Source organism: Stomatobaculum longum, from assembly GCA_000242235.1.
Lineage (GTDB): Bacteria > Bacillota > Clostridia > Lachnospirales > Lachnospiraceae > Moryella > Moryella longum.
In genome coordinates this window covers 135470-152920 of sequence record JH590865.1, presented here as the reverse complement: position 1 = coordinate 152920, position 17451 = coordinate 135470, and the positions used below count along the sequence as shown (strand labels likewise).

The window sequence follows — 17451 nt, the reverse complement described above, 5'->3', positions numbered from 1 at the left end:
TCTCAATCTGCCTCAAAGACAGAAAGCTCATCCGGCACCTTGTCCTTGGTCATCGGTGTGCGCATATCCTCGACCACACCGCCCGCGTAGTGGTTTTGCCGGTTGCTTCTGTCATAGTGATAAAAGGCGTCGTTCTTCCAGCGCGGCGCGTCCTCGTCGCCGCAGTATCCCACATACTGACCGTTCGCAACCAGCAGATAGCCGTCACCCGCGCGGAGCACACGTCTGCCGCCAACAATCCTGCCGTTCCGGTCGACCACATAGAAGCGGTACTGCGGTGCGTCAAGTGTCCCGATGTTCTGCGAGACCACGCCGTAACCCTGCTCTTCCGGTGCATCGAGGCGCAGGCCGTTGATATAAAACTTGTTGTCCTTCTTCTGGAGGCAGTTCCGGTTGCCGTAGGCCTTGCCGCTCGGCGCGAAGGCAAAGGTCCGCGGGCCGTCCGCAAGCTCAATCGTAATTTCCTTCCCCACCTGCATGGAACCGTCGTTTAACTCGTCCGGCGAGAAGAGGTACAGATCCGCCTTCTCAATGCCGTAGATATCGCCGTTGATAAAGTGCGCGGCGTCCCAGGCGTCCACATCGTACTGCGCGACAAATTCGTGCCGCCCGTCGAAGAGCACAAAACCCGTCTTCATGCGGCCGATGCCGTCAAACGCGTACTCTCTCTCGCCGACCTGCAGAATCTTGTTGCGGTACACGCGCCCCTTCGAGTCGGTTCTCCACCAAGAGCACTCGAGATCTCGGTTCTCGTTCGCATCCAGATTCTCGGACGGGTACATCCAGAGCCACCGGTTTTTCAGGGTCGGACCGCCGTCGTAGCCGTTATAGTAGCGCACGCGCACATCGCTCGTCGGATTGGAGCGCACCGCGTCCGAAACGGTCGCGACCTTATTCCACCAGTCGACCATAACGCCGTTCTCATCAAAGCCGTAGGTCTGACCGTCAATGTCCCGCCGGAACGGTGCCTCTCCCTCACGGCTCCGGTACTTCTTCGAGTCCGCTCCGAAGTAGAACCACATCTTCTCGTAGTCCTCATAGCTCCTGCCGCTCACTTCACTCGTGAGATGCGACCCCCAGTCGTAGTAGAGCCAGCGGTTTGTGTAGAGCGCGCCGTCCGCGTCCGCATAATAGCGCGCGTTCACAAACGGATTTTCGTCCTCGAGCACCGCGCCCTCGTCGCTGATCCAGCCGGTCAGCATTCTGCCGTTCTCGTCAAAGGCGTAGGCCTGCCCGTCGATTTCCTTCCGAAAGCCTTTACCTTTTGCGCGGAGTCCCTTGCCGTCTGCGCCGAAGTAGTGCCAGGCGCTGTCCCCGTAATTGTCGTCCGGATCCTTCTCGCTGTCAATGAAGATCCAGGCGTTTCGCACCATGCGGCCGTCCTGATCCACATAGAAGTCATCGCCGCCGAATGAAAAGATGCGGTTCTTTAATAAGAAGCCCCTCTCATCCAGATAGAACCAGTCGTCCTTCGACTTTTTGAAGGCGCTGGTCACCGGCTGATCTTCCCGATTCAAATACTGCCACTCATCCCCCTCTCTGTTCCAACCCTCAATGGCGTAGGCTGTCACAGTCGGAACAAGACAAGCGACAGCGGCTGCGAGCAGCACGGCCCACAGCCCCCTGTTTTGTTTTACGTCTCATTCGCTTGTAATCTCCTTCCAATCGCAAACACTTGATGCACCCTTGAAGCTTGTTGTGCTCTGCCTAACCTCCCCTTCCTTTCCGCCCGGCAGCCAGCATGAAATTCATAAAAATTTAATTAATTATAAGAATATTCGTCGCCGTTTGCAATATTATCGATATAGCAAGCGTAAATATAGTGAAATCTCACAAATCGCCGCACTTTTTCCCGCATATAAAAGCCTTTCTTTGTCGCTTATCACAAAACAAAGTTTCTGTCTCCGCCGTATCGCGACAGTTGTTTTGTATCGGACAAAGACAAAAACAGGCAGGGCGGTGAATGTTCTCTTCACCGCCCTGCCTGCTGAATACGATGCGTCTTCGCTTTCGTTTTCTTCCGTCGTGTGCCGCAACTTCAGCTGCCGGAACCGTTCAAAATCTCGATCGGATGCGCCTCATAGAGAAACAGCATCGCGTCGTAATAGGTCGCCGGTGCGCCTTGCAGCCGATAGCTGCGATCCGGCAAGAGTCGCATCAAAAAGGTATAGCCTTCGCCGAGCTGCATCATCCGCATGGGTGTCCGCACCAGCGCGGCAATCCGGCTCTCCTCATCCGAAAGCGCCGAAAAATAAAGGACATATTGCTGTCCCGCCGCAAAACGCGCCTGTGCCGCCAACGGGTCACAGGAGACAAAGGTCTGCGTGCTCCGCTTTGCTTCGCCCATGCACTTCATATTATCCCGCACCTTCCAGACATCGGTGCCGATTGCGTAATAATTATTTCCGATATCCTGCGAAAGAAGAACGCCCATAGAAGTGTAAATCGGGTTCTCCCGCTCAATGTGCCCGTCGTGTGCGGAAATCACAAGCTTCCCCGAGCCGATCTCCGCTTCGATTTTCCGAATGGCCTCTACATTTTCCGCCATATCCCGGTCTCTCAGCGTGTTGGACTCCTCGGTCGAAGTCCGGGATTCCATTGCCTGCCGGACGGTCGTGAGCTCCATTTGAAAATCCCGCGCATCCGCATCCCGCATATCCGCCGTACCGGCCTTCTCCTTCAGCCGGTTCAGAAACGCAACCGCCTGTCCCGCACTTTCCGGACTCAGGGAGTAGGGCGGCGTCAGAATATTTTCAAGCACCGCATCAAATTCCGCCTCCGTTGCAAGTCCGTGCGCGAGGCTGTACTGCTTTAAAAAGGCATAACCGGTCTCCGGGTTCTGCATATCAAAGCCGTAAAAGCGAACCTTTTTCTCTTCCAGCGCTGTCCGGTTCCAGTCCTGTATCCAGCCAAGCAGTTCCGCCATCTCTTTGGTGTGATAAATCGGGAACGAGAACTTTTGCACCAACTCTTCCGGCTTTCCCTCGCCGCTCTGCAAATAGCGGTTGATGTCGGCACACTCGCTGTAATCGGCCTCGAGCGCAAAGGCCGTATAGCCCTGCTTCTCGACCATCTCCCGCAAGACAGAGAGTTTCAGCTCCTGAAATTCACGGCTGCCGTGGACTGCCTCTCCGATGGCCAGGACGGAAACATTAGCCGGGATATGATCCGCGGATAGAGACTGCATTTCTGCTCTGAGTTCGGGAATTTCCCGGTGCGCCTGTACCTCCTCTATCTTCTGCTTTCCGAAACAGAAAAGTACGATCCCGAGCAGGAGCAGAATGAGCCCTAGGAGCAGTCGAACGCAGAGCTTCAGTATTTTTTTCAGTATATTCAGCATGATACCATTCCTCCTTAGAACGACAATTCCTTCTTCCGAAAGCCCGGCAGCGCAAGGAGCAGCGGAAGCAGCATATACATTCCGATTGCGAGCACAAACATGCCGACAAACGGCTTTCCGGTCAGTATGTCGGTCTGCACGCTGCGAAGCATCGAAGTGTAAAGAAAGGGCTGAAGGCGTCCCACATTGTTTTTGAGCGGTCCCGTCAGAAGGGTCATGGTGATCAAAATAAACATTGCGTTTGATGAGAGTAACGCAAAGGCAATCGCGCCCTGTAAACTGTTCTCTGTGAGAAAGCAGAGTGTCGCCGCAAGCTGCATAAACCCAAGCGTCCGGAGATATACCTGTGCGACGGTCAGGGCGACCGCCTCCGCCTCCGCGCCTGTGTAGAACAGGTGGCGTACACCCGGCAACAGAAAGCAGAGCGCCGCGGTCGGCACGAGCGTGAACAGCAGAAGCAGCGCGCATTCTCCGAATTTTGCGAGGACTATATTTGTCGCTCCTCTGCCGTCTCTTTTCGGTTCGCGCTGCGGTCTTATGCAGAATCCGCAACTACCGTCGGCTCTTCCGATTGCCTTTTGTTTGTTCGCAATAGTGAACTAACTACATAATACACCAACCCTCTATTGACTGCAAGCACATTTGTTGCCGCAGTGCTGCAGCGGTCTTCGCGGCACCCGGATGATACGGATTGCCTTCGGCAAGATTGCGGCGACACTGTACGAGCTGGGCACAAAAAAAGAGAGAATGCTCTCGCACTCTCTCTTGTTCCATCTCAGTTAAAATCCTGCTGTCGTTTCGTTTGCCCCCGTATGGGATAAGCTTACTGAACAGCCGTTACGTTGACTGCCTGCGGTCCTCTGTTGCCGTCAGCCACTTCGAACGTGACCTTCTGGCCGTCCTCGAGCGTCTTGTAGCCCTCGGAGTTGATACCGGAGAAGTGAACGAAAATCTCGCTCTTGTCCGCATCGTCCGTGATGAAACCATAACCCTTCGTCGCATTGAACCACTTAACTGTTCCGTTGTGCATTGTCGTGCCTCCATGAATAAAATAATCCGTAATCCCCCGGGGCAACAAAGTGCGTGTCAGATCGACCATGGATGGAACCTCATGGTCTTTGCTGTCGCGCGAATCCGTGTCCACTCAAATCACAATGTAACTATAGCAAGTATTACGGTGAGTGTCAATGCGTATTTCGGTTTTTTCTGTATTATTTTCACATTTTTATGAATGTCGTTTATTAAAAATTGTGCAAACTTACAGCGAGTATTCTGTCAAATCGCTGTCGCAAAGCAGCAGTTCCACGGCGAGCTGCTCGCCCATGCGACCGGATTTATAGGCTGTTTCCAAGGCCGCGGCGCGCCGTTCGGCGGCCGCAAGGCCGCTGAGCGAAAGTTGCCGCCCCATTTGCAAAAGTTTCCGTACCAGCCATTGGGGCTGCCCGGCAAGCTCCGCGATTTCTTTTTCCCGCTTTTCCTCGGCCGCAAAGGCCTTGACAAGGCGAAGCTGACGGTACTGACGGCTTAGCATCGCCAGAATGCGCCCGGGCTTTTCCTTGAGGGCAAGCAAGTCGCCGTAGAGCGAGAGCGCCCGGTCTGTCTTCCGCTCACAGCTCGCCGCAATCATATCAAAGATGCGATTTTCAACCGAGACCGAAATAATCGCCGCCAGGTCTTCCCGCGTGACCACGTCCCGCGCGCCGAGGTAGGCAATCAGCTTTTCAAGCTCGCCGCCGAGCATCTCCATGTCCCCGCCGACTGCCGCGAGCAGCTGCTCGAGCACACTCTCCTGAATTTTTTTGCCGCTCCGCAGCAGGTAGCGCGCTGCCCAGAGCTTCAAATCCTGCTCCGCCGGGTGCGCGCACTCCACAATCCCGCCGAGCTTTGCAACTGCCTTGTAGAGGCGCGTCCGCTTGTCGACACTCTCCTCCGAAAAGACCAGAAGAGTGCTTTCCGGCAGTGCGGGCAGGTAATCGGCAAGCTTGTCGGCGCTCTTTTGGAAGAGCCCGCTCTCCTCGACGAAAACAAGGCGACGCTCCGCAAAAAAAGGCAGCGTGTCCGCCGCCGCGATGATATTGTCCTCGTTCGCCGCCTCTTCTCGCAACAGCGTGACATTCATGCTGTCGCCCGCAAACAACGAAAAAAAGCGGGCCTTATAATTCCTGCGGAGATAGCTTTCCTCTCCGCAAAGAAGATAGGCCCGCGAGAGCACACCGCTTTTCAGTGCGCTCTCAAGTTCCGCTGTACTCACTTTTTCTTGTGGAAGGAACCGTAGTTGTGGCCGGGCTCCATCTTGACGCCGCGCGCCGCCGCGAGCTCACTGACCGTGACGAGCTGATAGCCTCTTCTGGTCAGCTCCGGAATAATGCGCTCTGCCGCCGCCGCACTCTGTGCATAGATGCTGTGCATGAGGACAATATCGCCGTCCTTCACCTGGCTCAGAACGACATTCACCGTATTGTCCGCGTTCTTGGTCTTCCAGTCCAGGGTATCAATGTCCCAGAGCGTCGCCGAATAGCCCATTGCCGCGAGCGTGGGACGCGCCTTGCCGCCGAGCGAACCGTAGGGCGGGCGCACCAGCGTTGCGCTCTGACCGGTTGCCTCGCGGATTGCGCGGTTGGTCTTCTGAATCGATTCCTGCACGGCCGGGCCGCTGAGTTTTGCGAGATTCTCGTGTGCCCAGCTGTGATTGCCGAGCTCCATGCCGTCCGCCGCCATGCGCTGCACGGTCTTCTGGTGACGCGCCACGAGATTGCCAACCATAAAGAAAGTCGCGCGGCCGCCGTTTGCCTCGAGCGCCGAGAGAATCTGTGCGTCGTACTTGCTCGGGCCGTCGTCAAAGCTCAGCGCCACCATCGGGCGGTTCGGATCCACCTTTCGCACTGACGCTGCCGCGACCTCTGCCGGGGTCTCCCCCTTCTTCACGACCGCAATCCGCACGCCGTCAATGTGCGTGCCGACGCCGACTTTACCGGCATCCTGTCCGTTCGTGACCCAGTCGAGCCACTGTCCGTTCACCTGTGCCTTCGTGTATACATCAAAAGAAGACGCGAGATCGCCGTTCAGCCAGACACGAACGCCTTCGAGCGGCGCCGTTCCGCCTTCCACGCCGGCCACGGCGCCGTTCTCCTTGGTGCCGGTCCAGCCGCTGCCGCTCACATTGACCTGATACTGAATGGTTCCCGTCATGCCTGCCGGCTGCTCTCTGAGCGCCGCACGGAACGCCGTCGGGTAGGTGCCCGTGCGGGTCAGCATGTGGTTGTCCCCGGCCCAGCCGGTCCAGCCTTGTCCCTTATATTCCATCTCGTAGGAAAGGACTACCTTGCCCTCTTCCGCGTGTACGGGCGCCGAGAGATCTCCGGAAAGGTTACTCATACCAAGCGTCATTGCGAGCGAAAGTGCAACCGCCGCGATACGCTGAAAAATCGTCTGTTTTTTCATCGTTTTCTTTACTGCCTCCTCGTTCATGATATTTCCCCCATTTGTTACCTGAGAAGCACAAAGACCGTGCGCCTTTTCTTTCCATAGCTTTTCCGCGCACGATAGCGTCTATTATAACATGTTTTGTACTTATGACTACCCTAAAAGTCCTAAACTTTCCTTTAAAACGCGCACTTGCCCGCATTCCCCGCAAATGTTAGAATGAAAAAAATATAGCTTGTTTGAAAGGAGTCTTATGGCCAACGAGGAGGCGAGAAACCCAAATCAGCCGACGCCGGAGGAAAAGAAGCCGGGCAATGTGTTTCTCTTCTATGTAATCCCCTTTCTTCTCCTGAATCTTCTGATCTTTTTCCTGGTGACCCTGCGTCCCAAGTTTAAGCTTCATATTGAGGAGTCCGTCGATTTCCGCTCGGCTGAAATCGAACTGGAGATGCACCCGCGCCTGCCGCTCGCTGCGTTTGATGTCAAGCTCGACGACACACCGCTGAACCTTGAAAATCTGGGCGGCGGTCACTATAAGACGAGTGTCGACAAGAACGGCACGCTGGAAGTCACAATCCGCTATATCAACGGCATGAGCCGCACCCAGTACGAGCACATCGGCTCGATCGATGATCAGCCCCCGCTGATTTCCGGCGAGGAGCTCGACGGCAACATGCTGACCGTGAGCTTTGACGACGCCCAGTCCGGTGTGGACTATGATTCGATTTACGGAATAGACGCAAACGAGGAGCGCGTGCTCCCGCGCAGCATTGACGATGCCGCCCACACAGCTGTCTTCCAGATTACGACCGACCGCCTCGAAATTCACGCGTCCGATAAACTCGGCCACGAAGCTGTCTGCAATTTCTCCGAGCTCGATGCGATGGGAAACGGCGGCGACAACAGCCATGAGTACCACACTTACGGCGCCGACGAAAAGAAGCAGGGCGGCACCGCTGTCGAGGATGAGACGCTAGAGAGCGAGCGGAAGCGGAACAGCGGCAAGGCAGAGCAGAGCGAGGGTCAGACAAGAGCGACGAAAGAGAGCACGAGCGCCGCAAGAACAAGCACAGCGGCTTCCACCAAGGCAAAAGAAAGCCAGACCGCCGCAAAGACAAGCACCGCCGCTCCCACCAAGGCAAAAGAAAGCCAGACCGCCGCGAAGACAAGCACCGCCGCTCCCACCAAGGCGAAAGAAAGCAGCGCCGCAAAGCAGACAAGCGCCGCCGACACCAAAGCAAAGGAAACTTCCGCCTCTGCGGGTACGAAAGCAAAGGAAAGCTCGACCGCCGCAAAGCAGACGAGCGCCGCGGGCACAAAGGCAAAGGAGAGTTCAACCGCCGCAAAGTCTGGCAATAAGGCAAATGCCGTCAACAACAGCGGCGCGCCCGCCCCGGGTGAGACCGTCTCCGGCGGAAAGAGCGGACCGGAAAAGTCCACCGAGCCGAAGAAAAGCACTTCTTCGATTCAGGTGGTCGAACCGCTGAATCCGTAACTGCAAAAAAGACAAGAAAAAGCCCCGAATCCGAAGGATTCGGGGCTTTTTGATTTACAATCCCGTGCCGCTCAGAACAGACCCTGCCAGAGATTGCCGAGCACTGTGAGCAACAGATTGTTCCGGTAGAGGAAACTGAGCCACCCTGTCGCCTCGATGCACTCCAGAATTCCGCTACCGAGCGGCGTATACTGAAAGAGATTCAAAAGGATAAAGCCGAACCAGAGGAAAAAGAAGCCCTCCGCGAGTCCCAGCACGGCTCCCGCAATCCGGTTGATTCCGTGAATAATCGGGAGTGCGGCAAAGAGATTCAGCACGCGCATCAGAAGGTGAAGCAACATGCGAAACAGTATAAACAGCAGGCTGAAACCGAAGTAGTTTAAAAGCGTTCGCCCGAGGAAATCCGCCGCATACTGCTGAAAACCGGTCGCGCCGAGTGCTTCCCAGGTTGTCGCCGTATTGTTGGTGCGAAGTCCCGCTTTCAGGCTGTCCGGAATGGGCAGATTTTCAATCACGCGGTCCTGCCCCGCCGTGTCATCGATCTGGCGGTCCGTCACGGTGTCAAGGCCTGTCTTCTCGGAAATGTAGCGCTCCGCGGCCGTCTGTAAGCCTGTGTTCTTTGCGAGAAAACTCGCCGTTACCGGCAGAGCCGTCCGCGCAAACAGCGTTGTCAGAATCAGGGCCAGGGCGCTCACCGCGAGGCGAAGAAAGCCTCGCCGGTGACCGTCCAGCATCATGCCGAGAAGAAACAGGGCGACGAGCAGGGCGAACCAGTTCCGATCAAGCCAGGTGCTGAGTTGCGCTGCCATCAGCCGAGGAAATCCTCTTCCTTCAGAATCAGGAGCCCGTCTTTGTTATAGCGCTTGGAGAAGAGCCCGCCGAGTCTTCTGCTGAGCGGCGGCTTCTCCGCGCGATCGGCCGCTTCTTCAATCAGAGTCTCCGCATTTTTCCGCGTGAGCTTTACATTGTCCGCCTGCAGAAGCTCAATCCGCTCGTAGAGGGCATTCATGCTCTTGCCCGTAATCACACAGTCGATATTGCGCGCGTAGACCGCCGCATAGTTCGCAAACGCATCCTTGGTCATCGGCTCGTTCTCATAGAGACGCTTCTTATCGGCCTCGAGTTTTGCGAGTTCCTCTGCATGCGTGCGCGCCTGCCGTGTTACCGCCTGCGCTGTCTCCGTGGCCTGCGCCACTTCCGCGGCCTTCGGTCTCTCTCTGTCCTCTGCCCAGGTCTGCGGTGCGGTGCGCGCCTGCACGGTCTCTTCCTTGACAGCACTCGCTGCCGGTGCGGCGGCGGCACTGACCGCCTGCGCTACATTGTTCTCCCGCGCCCTGATGAGCTTCTCCCGCTCCGCTTCCGCGGCCTTTTTCTCGGCCTCGGCCTTTTCTCTCTCCGCCGCTTCCTTAGCGGCCACTATCTCAAGTGTTTCCTCTTCCCTGCGGCGCGCCTCTTCTTCCTTGCGGCGCGCTTCCTTTGCCTCCAGAGCGCTCTTTGTCACTTCTTCCTGACGACGCGCCTCGGCCTCCCGGTACTTCGCCTCCGCCGCAAAGTATGCCTTCACATCCTCGCGCTTGTCCGCCGTGTGGAAGACCTTTTCCACTTCCGGGTGCGACGCGCGGAGTCTGGTGAGTTGCAACGGGTTGTCAATCAGAAGCACGGTGCGCATGCCGCCGTCCGCGGCAATCAGCTGAATCAGCTCGCTGAGGCTCACATCGCTCAAATCGCCCGCCTCTTCGATGATGAGGTCGCGGCCTGCCGTCTTCTCCGCGGAATTGCGGACGCCGTAGACATTGAGACGCTCTGCCTTCACCTTGGCTGCCGGACGCTTGAAGCCGGTCACAGCCTGCGCCTCCTTGAGGCGTTCCACCGCCCCCTGCAGTCCTTCTTCCGGAGTTCTTCCCTCAATCAGTGCGTTGAACGAGCCCGGCGTCCGGAGCAGTTTCGGCTGCTTCGGTCTATATTCTGCAACCGCTGCCTCTTCCGCAAGCGGCTCTTTCGCGGGGCTCACGGCGCGCTCTGTCGCCGGTGTCGCTGCTTTCTCTTCCGCCGCTGCTGCCGCCGTTTCCGCGGTCTGCTCGTCTGCCTTCTCTGCGACCTGTTCCGCAGGGGCAGCCGCAAGCTCCGCCGCCTTGACGGGCGCCTCTTTGACGGCAGTCGCGGTCTCCGCACTCTCGCTCGCCTTGACAGGCGTCTCTTCATCAACAGCCGCGGTCTCTTCGGTCTTCCCGGTGGGTTTCTGAATCAGCTCTGCCTCTTTATCCTGCTCGAGGCGGCGCAGTTCTGCCTCTTCCCGCGCAAGCTGTTCCCGTCTCTCCTGGCCGGGGAGTTTCGGCAGCACTTTGGTCTCATCGAGCTTCGCCTCGCGGGATCTCAGCTCCTCTTCAATCTCGTCGGCGCGCGCCGCCGCCCGCGCTCTGGCTGCCGCGCTCTCTTCCTCATAGCGGAGTCTGTCCACCATGAGCTGCTCGGTGCCCGGAAATTCGGAATCGGCCGCGCGCTGCTCGGTCGACACCACATACTCGCGCGAAGGGCGGGAACTCTCCTCGCGGTAGCGCTGTTCCACCGTACGCGGATCCGCAAGCGGTGCGCGCTCCGTCACTGCCGCATTCTCTAAGGTCGGCACACTTCCCGCTCCCGCAGCTACCGCTGTCTGCATGCTTTCCGTCGCGACCTGCATAGGCGCCGCGCTCTGCGGCTGTGAAACCGTTGCCGCGGCCCTGCGTCCGAGTTTCTCCTCCTCGAGACGGCGGAGATGCGCGTCGATTTCGGCATCAATATCGTTCTGCGCGGGCGCTTCCTGCGGCTGCACGGCCTCCGTCCACGAAGGCACACCGGTCGTCGCCGCCGTCGCCGTTTGGAAGGTCGGCACATTGCGATAGCGATCCTCCTGCCCTGGCGCATACTGCTCGGTCAGCGCCTGCGTGGGGACCGGGGCCGGATTCGGTGCCGCCGGGGTTTCCGGTACAATCTGTGCCGTCATGGGCTGCGGCGCTATCCCTGCCTCAGCGCCGCTGATATACTGCGGCATTGCGACCGCGGGCTGCGGCACCGCCGCTTCCCGAACTGCCGTATTGCCGTACGGCACACTCTCCGTGTACTGCGGCGCGGCAACCGGCGCTGCGGTGAACGGCGGTACGGTCTCCGGCGCCGCTGTGAACGGCGGTACGGTCTCCGGCGCTGTCATGACAGGCGGCACTGCCTCCTGCGGCTGCAGCGAAAACTCCGGAATCACCGGCACGGACTGCGAAAACGCCGGTGTCACCGGCGCTGTCTCCCGCACGGCATTCTGACGCGGCGAGCTTGCCGGCTGGTAGTAAATTTCTCCGGCAATGCTCTGCTGGTACTCGTTCAGCGGTTCGCCCTCGCCCTCCGCCTTTAAGCGCAGTGCTTTCTGCACCCACTCGCCGGAACCGAAGAGTATGGTAATGCGGTCGCAGAGATCCAGGCAGGCGTCCCGCATTCCCGCCTTATGGTAGAGCTCGGCGAGCTCGTACATCCACTCTTCGGAGATTTCCTCATTCACATACTCTTCGAGCGGCGGAATCAGCTGCTGCGGCTGTGCGCCCTTTGCCTTTAAGATCTGATAGCGAAGCAGCTTCTGACGGGAATCCTGCGGCGCGAGCTTCTGAAACTCCTCGAAGCACTCCTCCGCCTCGTCAATGCTCCCGACCTTCAGGGCGAGCTGCGTCAATTTAAAGAGCAGGCCCCGCCCCATCGGCGTTCTCTCGACCGCGAGGAGCAGAATATCCTTTGCCTCCCGATACTTCTCGTTCTTCTCGTAAATCTCGGAGACCTGCGTCAGAAGACTCACATTCGACACGCGCCTCCAGTCGATTTTATCGGCAATCTTCATTGCCGTCTGATAGTCACCAAGCCCCGCCTGCTTGCGCATCTGCTCCACTTTTACGTTCAGTTCGTGCTTGTCCATCCGCTTCCTTTCCGCCTCTTAGAGCTCCGTTCTTCCTTCCAGGGCACGCAGGAGCGTGACCTCATCGATATATTCCAGATCGCCGCCCACCGGAACCCCGCTCGCAATTCTGGAGACTTTGATGCCTGTCGGTTTCACGAGCTTCGCGATGTACATCGCGGTGGTCTCGCCCTCCAGACTCGGGTTGGTTGCAATGATGACCTCCTCCACATCGCTCTCCAGACGCCGCATCAGTTCTTTGAGCTTGATGTCCGAGGGACCTATGCCGAGCATCGGTGAAATGGCACCGTGCAACACATGGTAGACGCCTTCGTATTTTCCTGTTTTTTCATAGGCGGCGAGATCTCTCGTGTTCTCGACCACCATAATCTGCCGGTGATTGCGCTTTGCGCTCTTGCAAATCGGGCAGAGCTCCTCATCGGTCAGGGTAAAACATTCCTTGCAATAGCGCACGTTCTGCCGCGCGCTGCGAATGGCATCGGTCAGAGACGCGACGCGCTCCGTCGGCATATTGATGATATGAAACGCAAGGCGCTGCGCGGACTTTCTGCCGACACCCGGCAGCGCGGAGAGTTCTTCCATGAGTCTCGTGATTTGTTTGCCGTAATAGTCCATGAAAATCCGTTCTTTTATTTAGAAGGGCAGTCCGCCGGTCAGCTTGCCCATCATCTGCTGGTTCTCGGCCTCCGCCATGTGAAGTGCCTCATTGACCGCCGCCTTGATGAGGTCCTCAAGCATCTCGACATCGTCCGGATCCACGGCGTCCTTGTCCAGTGTAATCTTGCTGACCTCCCGGCCGCCGATCACCGTGACGCGCACCGCGCCGCCGCCGGCCGTCGCCTCAAACTCCTTGCTCTCGAAAGCCTTTGCCTGCTCCTCCATCTGCTTCTGCATCTTCTGGAGCTGTTTCATCATATTGTTTGCGTTGCCGGGCATACCGTTAAATCTTGCCATATTTTTTTCTCCTGTATTTTACTGCCTGCGGCGCACTCATTCTTCCCGCTCCAGCGGAAAATGAATTTGTTCCCGCAGTTCTTCCTCTGTCATGCGATAGTTCCGCGCCGCCGTCTGACCGGTCTTTCGCGCGAGCCCCAGTTGAAACTCCTTGCCGTAGCGCTCCCGCAGACAGTCCCGCAGAGCGTCAAGTCCCCCGTTGCCGAGGACACCTTCTGTCACCTCGTTGGGACAACAGACGGTCAGCTTGCCGCTCTCTTCCGCAATGAGCTCGCAACTGTGGAGTGCCGGGGCGTACATGCCGCCGAGACTCTCCGCGATGCTGCCGAGTTCACTCCGGACTTTCATGAAGTCCTCGTAGGCGGGACGCGACAGAGCAATTTCTTTGACTTCCGCGTATGCTGTATTTTCCTGCACAACTTCCGTCTCCGCGGGCGCGGGCGTTACAGCCGTCGCGACCGGGATACCGTTCTTTGCGACATCCTGCAGGCGCTTCTCAAGGCGCGCAATCCGCGAGAGCAGCGCATCGCCGTCGGTGTCCATCTCCGGTTCCGCGAGCCGTATCAGCGCGAGCTCCGTGAGCGTCCGCTTATCGGACGCATAGCGAAGCTGTTGGGACAGCTCCGCCTGCACGCGGATTGCCCGGAGCAACACGGCCTTATTCGCGAGTTCCGCATCCGCGCGGAGCAGTTGCAAGCGCTCGCCCGCGCTGTCCACAAGTCCTTCGGCGTGTTCCGCCGTCTTTAAGACCAGCAGGTTCCGGAGGTACCAGAGGAAGTCCGCATTGAACTGCCCGAGTTCCCGCCCCTCGAGAAAGGCACGGTTGAGAAGTGCCAGTGCCTCACCGGTCTTGCCGTAGAGCAGGGCGCGAAACAGTTTCGAGAAGACCTCGACATCCACCGCACCGAGTATGTTCAGCACGGCCTCATAGCGGATCTCTCCGTCCGGACAAAAGGCAACACACTCGTCGAGCAGACTCAGCGCATCGCGCATCGCGCCGTCCGCCTGCGCCGCTATGTAGCGCAGTGCGGCCTCTTCCGCCTGAATATGCTCGGCAGATGCGAGTTCCGTAAGCCGCGCCGCAATGGTATCCGTCGTGATGCGCCGGAAATCATAGCGCTGACAGCGGGACAACACCGTGACCGGAATTCTGCTCTGCTCCGTTGTCGCGAGAATAAAAATCACATAGGACGGCGGCTCTTCCAGCGTCTTTAAAAGTGCGTTGAACGCGCCGCTCGAGAGCATGTGCACCTCGTCGATGATAAAGACCCGGTACTTGCCGTCGGTCGGCGGATATTGCACCTGTTCCTTGATATCTCGGATGTTGTCGACACCGTTGTTCGACGCCGCGTCAATCTCCTGCACATTCATCGAGCTCTCCGAGAGAATCGCTCGACAGGATGCGCAGACCCCGCAGGGGTTTCCGTTGACCGGGTTCTCGCAGTTGACGGCGCGCGCCATAATCTTGGCGACACTTGTCTTTCCCGTGCCCCTGGTTCCGCAGAAGAGATAGGCGTGCCCCACACGCCCCGTCTCGATTTGATTCCGGAGTGCCGTGCAGACGGCATCCTGTCCCTTTACCTCGTCAAAGTTTTTCGGTCTCCACTTCCGGTAAAGTGCGACATAGGCCATCTCAGCGGTCTCCGAACGAAAGTCCGAGAAGTCTCGCCTCTTCGACAATCGAAGAGTTCGGATCCACGGTCTTTAACTTGCCCGCCGACTCCTCGAGCGGAATGCTCGTGATCTCATTGTTCCGGATGACCACCATCTCGCCGAAGCGGCCCTCGCTGATCAGCTTTGCCGCGCGTGCGCCGAGACGCGAAGAGAGCACGCGGTCATAGGGATTCGGCGCACCGCCGCGCTGGGTGTGGCCCGGCACGGTCACGCGGACTTCCTGTCCGGTGATGGCCTGAATCTCCGCGCCGATCTCGTAGGCAACCGAGGGATAGCGACGCGACGCGAGCTTGGTCTTTCTCTCCTTCTTGCTGAGCGCCGCCGTCTCCTTCGAGATTGCGCCCTCCGCGACGACAATAATCGAGAAGCGACTGCCTGCCCGCTGGCGTTTCTGCAGTGCTTCGATGATTGCCTTGATATCATAGGGAATTTCCGGAATCAGAATGATGTCCGCGCCGCCCGCAATGCCCGCATAGAGCGTGAGCCAGCCGACTTTATGTCCCATGACTTCGACAATAAAGACTCTGCCGTGGGAAGCCGCTGTCGTGTGAATGCAGTCAATCGCGTTAGAGGCGATTTCAACGGCGCTCTGGAAACCGAAGGTCTCATCCGTGCCGAAGAGATCGTTGTCGATGGTCTTCGGCAGAGAGACAATGTTCAGCCCCTCCTGCCGCAGCAGATTGGCCGTCTTCTGGCTGCCGTTGCCGCCGAGCACGCAGAGACAGTCGAGCCCCAGCTTACGATAAGTCGCTTTCATCAGTTCCACTTTGTTGTTGCCGTTTTCGTCCGGTTGTGTCATCTGCTTGAACGGCTGCCGGCTGGTGCCGAGCAAGGTGCCGCCCTGCGTGAGAATGCCGGAAAAATCATTCTTCAGGAGCAGGCGGTAGTCCTCATACATGAGGCCGCGATAACCGTCCCGAAAACCGACAATGTCCACGCTGTCATACAGATTGTAGAGCGCTTTCGCGATGCCGCGCATCGTCGCATTCAGCGCCTGGCAGTCGCCGCCGCTGGTCAGCATACCGACGCGGATTCGCCCGCCCTTCTTCTCTGCCTTTGCCTTCTCCAACTTCTCTTTTTCTAACTTTTCTCTCTCTGCCATATCCGACTCCTCCAGACGCTTCCGTATGCGCAAGTTCCGACCGCATACCTTTCAAAAGTATACGACAGATCCGCCTATATCACAAGAAAGCCCCACGAAAAAAAGACGGCTCTGCCGTCTCTTCCTCTGTACATCAATCAAAAACAAACCGCACATCCCGCTTTGAACGGGAGCCATGAACGTTACCGCGGCAGCCAGCTCGGCGACGGCGATCCCGCATCGCCCGTACGCATTTGCTTAGTGCTGCTGCATTCCTGCCCTGACACGGTTCGCAAAGGTCCGCCGCGCGGGGGCCCTCGCGTCTACGCCGCTTACCGTGGGCTGCTTCACAGCTCTGCACGCCCGAGGCGGGATATCACCCCTGCTATGGCGGACTGCAGGTGCAGGGAACCGCCGTCTCCCCGGCTGTGCGGACTTTCAGTATACGGGAGGCGGCCGTCCTTTGTCAAGATAGGACCGGATTCAGAAGAACTCCGGATCGTAACACCAGAGCTGATGGTAAAAGAGGTACACCATAAAGACCAGCTCGCCGTTTAACAGTTCGGTGTAGGCAAAGGGCATCGGAATTGCTTGTAAAATTAAAGTTTTCAAGAAAATACAGACCAGTGCCGCGAGGCAGAGCTTCAGCGAAAGACGCAAATCGCCGCGGAGCTGCCCCTTGCGGAAGATGCCGTACAGGCTCAGCGCCAGCATCATATTGTTCAAAAACAGGTTGAACGCCGCAATTTCATGCCTGCTGCCGCTCATATACTGACTCGCGCATTCTGACAGCAACAAAATCTGATAGACAACCGCATATCCGATGCGAAACAAGCGAAAGCATCGTTCTGTGCGCTGCATGGGGATTCTCCTTTTACTATTCTTAATTTAACCAGTATTAAGTATAGTATGCCCCCGGAACTTTTGCAAGTAGTATCGGAATTATTTGTAAATTTAGTGTTAAATTATCTGTAAATTGTTTCTTTATTATCTATAATTCCCGTTTCTCGCTCTGTTCTGCCTTACGCTTTGCGCGGAGCTCCCGAAAGAAGTCCCTCATGAGCGCGGCACAGGTATCTCCGAGCACACCGGCTTCCACACTGACCTGATGGTTAAAGCGCGGCTCGTCGAGCAAATTCAACACCGATCCCGCGCAGCCTGCTTTCGGATTGGAGGCTCCGTAGACCACCCGCGGAATCCGCGCCTGCACAATGGCACCGGCGCACATGGGGCAGGGCTCCAAGGTCACATAGAGCGTACAATCCTCGAGTCGCCAGTCGCCTTCCTTTTTGCAGGCTTTCCGGAGCGCAAAGAGCTCTGCGTGCGCCAGGGTCTGCCGGTCTGTCATGCGCCGGTTATAGCCCCGCGCAATAATTTTTCCTTTTCTCGCAATCACACAGCCAATCGGTGTCTCGCCGAGCGCCCCCGCCTTTTCGGCCTCGCGGATTGCCGCCCGCATTAACTGTTCATCCGTCATTTCGCTTTCCCGCTCTCCTTATGATATACTAGACACAGCGCGGTCTCATGCCGCGCCGGAACTAGAACGTTCATTT

General features: G+C 57.6%; 15 protein-coding genes and 1 other RNA gene. 1 reads left to right on the top strand and 15 read right to left on the bottom strand.

Annotated elements, in window-relative coordinates:
• Positions 1 to 2 precede the first annotated feature (2 nt).
• The 6 genes from HMPREF9623_RS10620 to HMPREF9623_RS10595 form a co-directional block, all read right to left on the bottom strand.
• On the bottom strand, positions 3 to 1610 hold the full coding sequence (locus HMPREF9623_RS10620; RefSeq protein WP_009533864.1) for an N-acetylmuramoyl-L-alanine amidase family protein: 1608 nt from the start codon (positions 1608 to 1610) through the stop codon (positions 3 to 5).
• Positions 1611 to 2038: 428 nt separating this feature from the next.
• Positions 2039 to 3340 carry an erythromycin esterase family protein gene (locus HMPREF9623_RS10615; RefSeq protein WP_009533863.1) on the bottom strand — a complete coding sequence of 434 codons (1302 nt, stop codon included), beginning with the start codon at positions 3338 to 3340 and terminating at the stop codon, positions 2039 to 2041.
• Positions 3341 to 3354: 14 nt separating this feature from the next.
• Positions 3355 to 3780, bottom strand: a complete 426-nt coding sequence (locus HMPREF9623_RS10610) for a hypothetical protein (protein WP_009533862.1) — start codon at positions 3778 to 3780, stop codon at positions 3355 to 3357.
• A gap of 383 nt (positions 3781 to 4163) precedes the next feature.
• Complete coding sequence (locus tag HMPREF9623_RS10605; RefSeq protein ID WP_009533861.1) at positions 4164 to 4370, bottom strand: cold-shock protein; 207 nt, start codon at positions 4368 to 4370, stop codon at positions 4164 to 4166.
• 228 nt (positions 4371 to 4598) lie between these two features.
• The gene (holA, locus tag HMPREF9623_RS10600) at positions 4599 to 5591 is read right to left on the bottom strand and encodes a DNA polymerase III subunit delta (RefSeq protein WP_009533860.1); all 993 of its coding nucleotides are present in this window, start codon (positions 5589 to 5591) and stop codon (positions 4599 to 4601) included.
• Positions 5588 to 6781 (bottom strand): polysaccharide deacetylase family protein, encoded by a 1194-nt coding sequence (locus HMPREF9623_RS10595; RefSeq protein WP_242822178.1) that lies wholly within the window; start codon positions 6779 to 6781, stop codon positions 5588 to 5590. Before HMPREF9623_RS10595 ends, holA begins: the two co-directional genes overlap by 4 nt.
• 235 nt (positions 6782 to 7016) lie before the next feature.
• Here HMPREF9623_RS10595 and HMPREF9623_RS11045 point away from each other — a divergent pair, with 235 nt between their 5' ends.
• Positions 7017 to 8258, top strand: a complete 1242-nt coding sequence (locus HMPREF9623_RS11045; RefSeq protein ID WP_009533858.1) for a hypothetical protein — start codon at positions 7017 to 7019, stop codon at positions 8256 to 8258.
• A gap of 71 nt (positions 8259 to 8329) precedes the next feature.
• Here the strand turns inward: HMPREF9623_RS11045 and HMPREF9623_RS10585 are convergent, their stop codons facing one another.
• The 9 genes from HMPREF9623_RS10585 to tadA form a co-directional block, all read right to left on the bottom strand.
• Entirely contained in the window at positions 8330 to 9067 is a 738-nt protein-coding gene (locus HMPREF9623_RS10585; protein WP_009533857.1) for a CvpA family protein, read from the bottom strand.
• On the bottom strand, positions 9067 to 12189 hold the full coding sequence (locus HMPREF9623_RS10580; RefSeq protein WP_009533856.1) for a hypothetical protein: 3123 nt from the start codon (positions 12187 to 12189) through the stop codon (positions 9067 to 9069). The genes HMPREF9623_RS10585 and HMPREF9623_RS10580 overlap by 1 nt, the downstream gene beginning before the upstream one ends.
• An 18-nt stretch (positions 12190 to 12207) precedes the next feature.
• Positions 12208 to 12804 carry a recombination mediator RecR gene (gene recR / locus HMPREF9623_RS10575; RefSeq protein WP_009533855.1) on the bottom strand — a complete coding sequence of 199 codons (597 nt, stop codon included), beginning with the start codon at positions 12802 to 12804 and terminating at the stop codon, positions 12208 to 12210.
• 18 nt (positions 12805 to 12822) lie between these two features.
• On the bottom strand, positions 12823 to 13143 hold the full coding sequence (locus tag HMPREF9623_RS10570; protein ID WP_009533854.1) for a YbaB/EbfC family nucleoid-associated protein: 321 nt from the start codon (positions 13141 to 13143) through the stop codon (positions 12823 to 12825).
• 36 nt (positions 13144 to 13179) lie between these two features.
• Positions 13180 to 14775: a DNA polymerase III subunit gamma/tau gene (gene dnaX / locus HMPREF9623_RS10565; RefSeq protein WP_009533853.1), complete on the bottom strand. Its 1596-nt coding sequence runs from the start codon at positions 14773 to 14775 to the stop codon at positions 13180 to 13182.
• A gap of 1 nt (position 14776) precedes the next feature.
• Positions 14777 to 15838, bottom strand: coding sequence for a 6-phosphofructokinase (locus tag HMPREF9623_RS10560; protein ID WP_040800564.1), 1062 nt, complete (start codon positions 15836 to 15838; stop codon positions 14777 to 14779).
• Positions 15839 to 16067: 229 nt separating this feature from the next.
• Positions 16068 to 16332, bottom strand: an RNA gene (gene ffs / locus HMPREF9623_RS11395) — signal recognition particle sRNA large type.
• Between the two features lie 49 nt (positions 16333 to 16381).
• A complete protein-coding gene (locus HMPREF9623_RS10555; protein ID WP_009533851.1) occupies positions 16382 to 16759 on the bottom strand; it encodes a hypothetical protein in 378 nt (125 codons plus the stop codon).
• 130 nt (positions 16760 to 16889) lie between these two features.
• Complete coding sequence (tadA, locus tag HMPREF9623_RS10550; RefSeq protein WP_009533850.1) at positions 16890 to 17375, bottom strand: tRNA adenosine(34) deaminase TadA; 486 nt, start codon at positions 17373 to 17375, stop codon at positions 16890 to 16892.
• Positions 17376 to 17451: the final 76 nt, after the last annotated feature.

Excerpts from the sequence above, each read along its gene's own strand:
- HMPREF9623_RS10605 (WP_009533861.1), bottom strand. The coding sequence starts at position 4,370 with ATGCACAACGGAACAGTTAAGTGGTTCAATGCGACGAAGGGTTATGGT.
- tadA (WP_009533850.1), bottom strand. The coding sequence starts at position 17,375 with ATGACGGATGAACAGTTAATGCGGGCGGCAATCCGCGAGGCCGAAAAG.
- HMPREF9623_RS11045 (WP_009533858.1), top strand. The coding sequence starts at position 7,017 with ATGGCCAACGAGGAGGCGAGAAACCCAAATCAGCCGACGCCGGAGGAA.
- recR (WP_009533855.1), bottom strand. The coding sequence starts at position 12,804 with ATGGACTATTACGGCAAACAAATCACGAGACTCATGGAAGAACTCTCC.
- HMPREF9623_RS10595 (WP_242822178.1), bottom strand. The coding sequence starts at position 6,781 with ATGAAAAAACAGACGATTTTTCAGCGTATCGCGGCGGTTGCACTTTCG.
- dnaX (WP_009533853.1), bottom strand. The coding sequence starts at position 14,775 with ATGGCCTATGTCGCACTTTACCGGAAGTGGAGACCGAAAAACTTTGAC.
- HMPREF9623_RS10615 (WP_009533863.1), bottom strand. The coding sequence starts at position 3,340 with ATGCTGAATATACTGAAAAAAATACTGAAGCTCTGCGTTCGACTGCTC.
- HMPREF9623_RS10560 (WP_040800564.1), bottom strand. The coding sequence starts at position 15,838 with ATGCTGACCAGCGGCGGCGACTGCCAGGCGCTGAATGCGACGATGCGC.
- HMPREF9623_RS10585 (WP_009533857.1), bottom strand. The coding sequence starts at position 9,067 with ATGGCAGCGCAACTCAGCACCTGGCTTGATCGGAACTGGTTCGCCCTG.
- HMPREF9623_RS10580 (WP_009533856.1), bottom strand. The coding sequence starts at position 12,189 with ATGGACAAGCACGAACTGAACGTAAAAGTGGAGCAGATGCGCAAGCAG.
- HMPREF9623_RS10570 (WP_009533854.1), bottom strand. The coding sequence starts at position 13,143 with ATGGCAAGATTTAACGGTATGCCCGGCAACGCAAACAATATGATGAAA.
- HMPREF9623_RS10555 (WP_009533851.1), bottom strand. The coding sequence starts at position 16,759 with ATGCAGCGCACAGAACGATGCTTTCGCTTGTTTCGCATCGGATATGCG.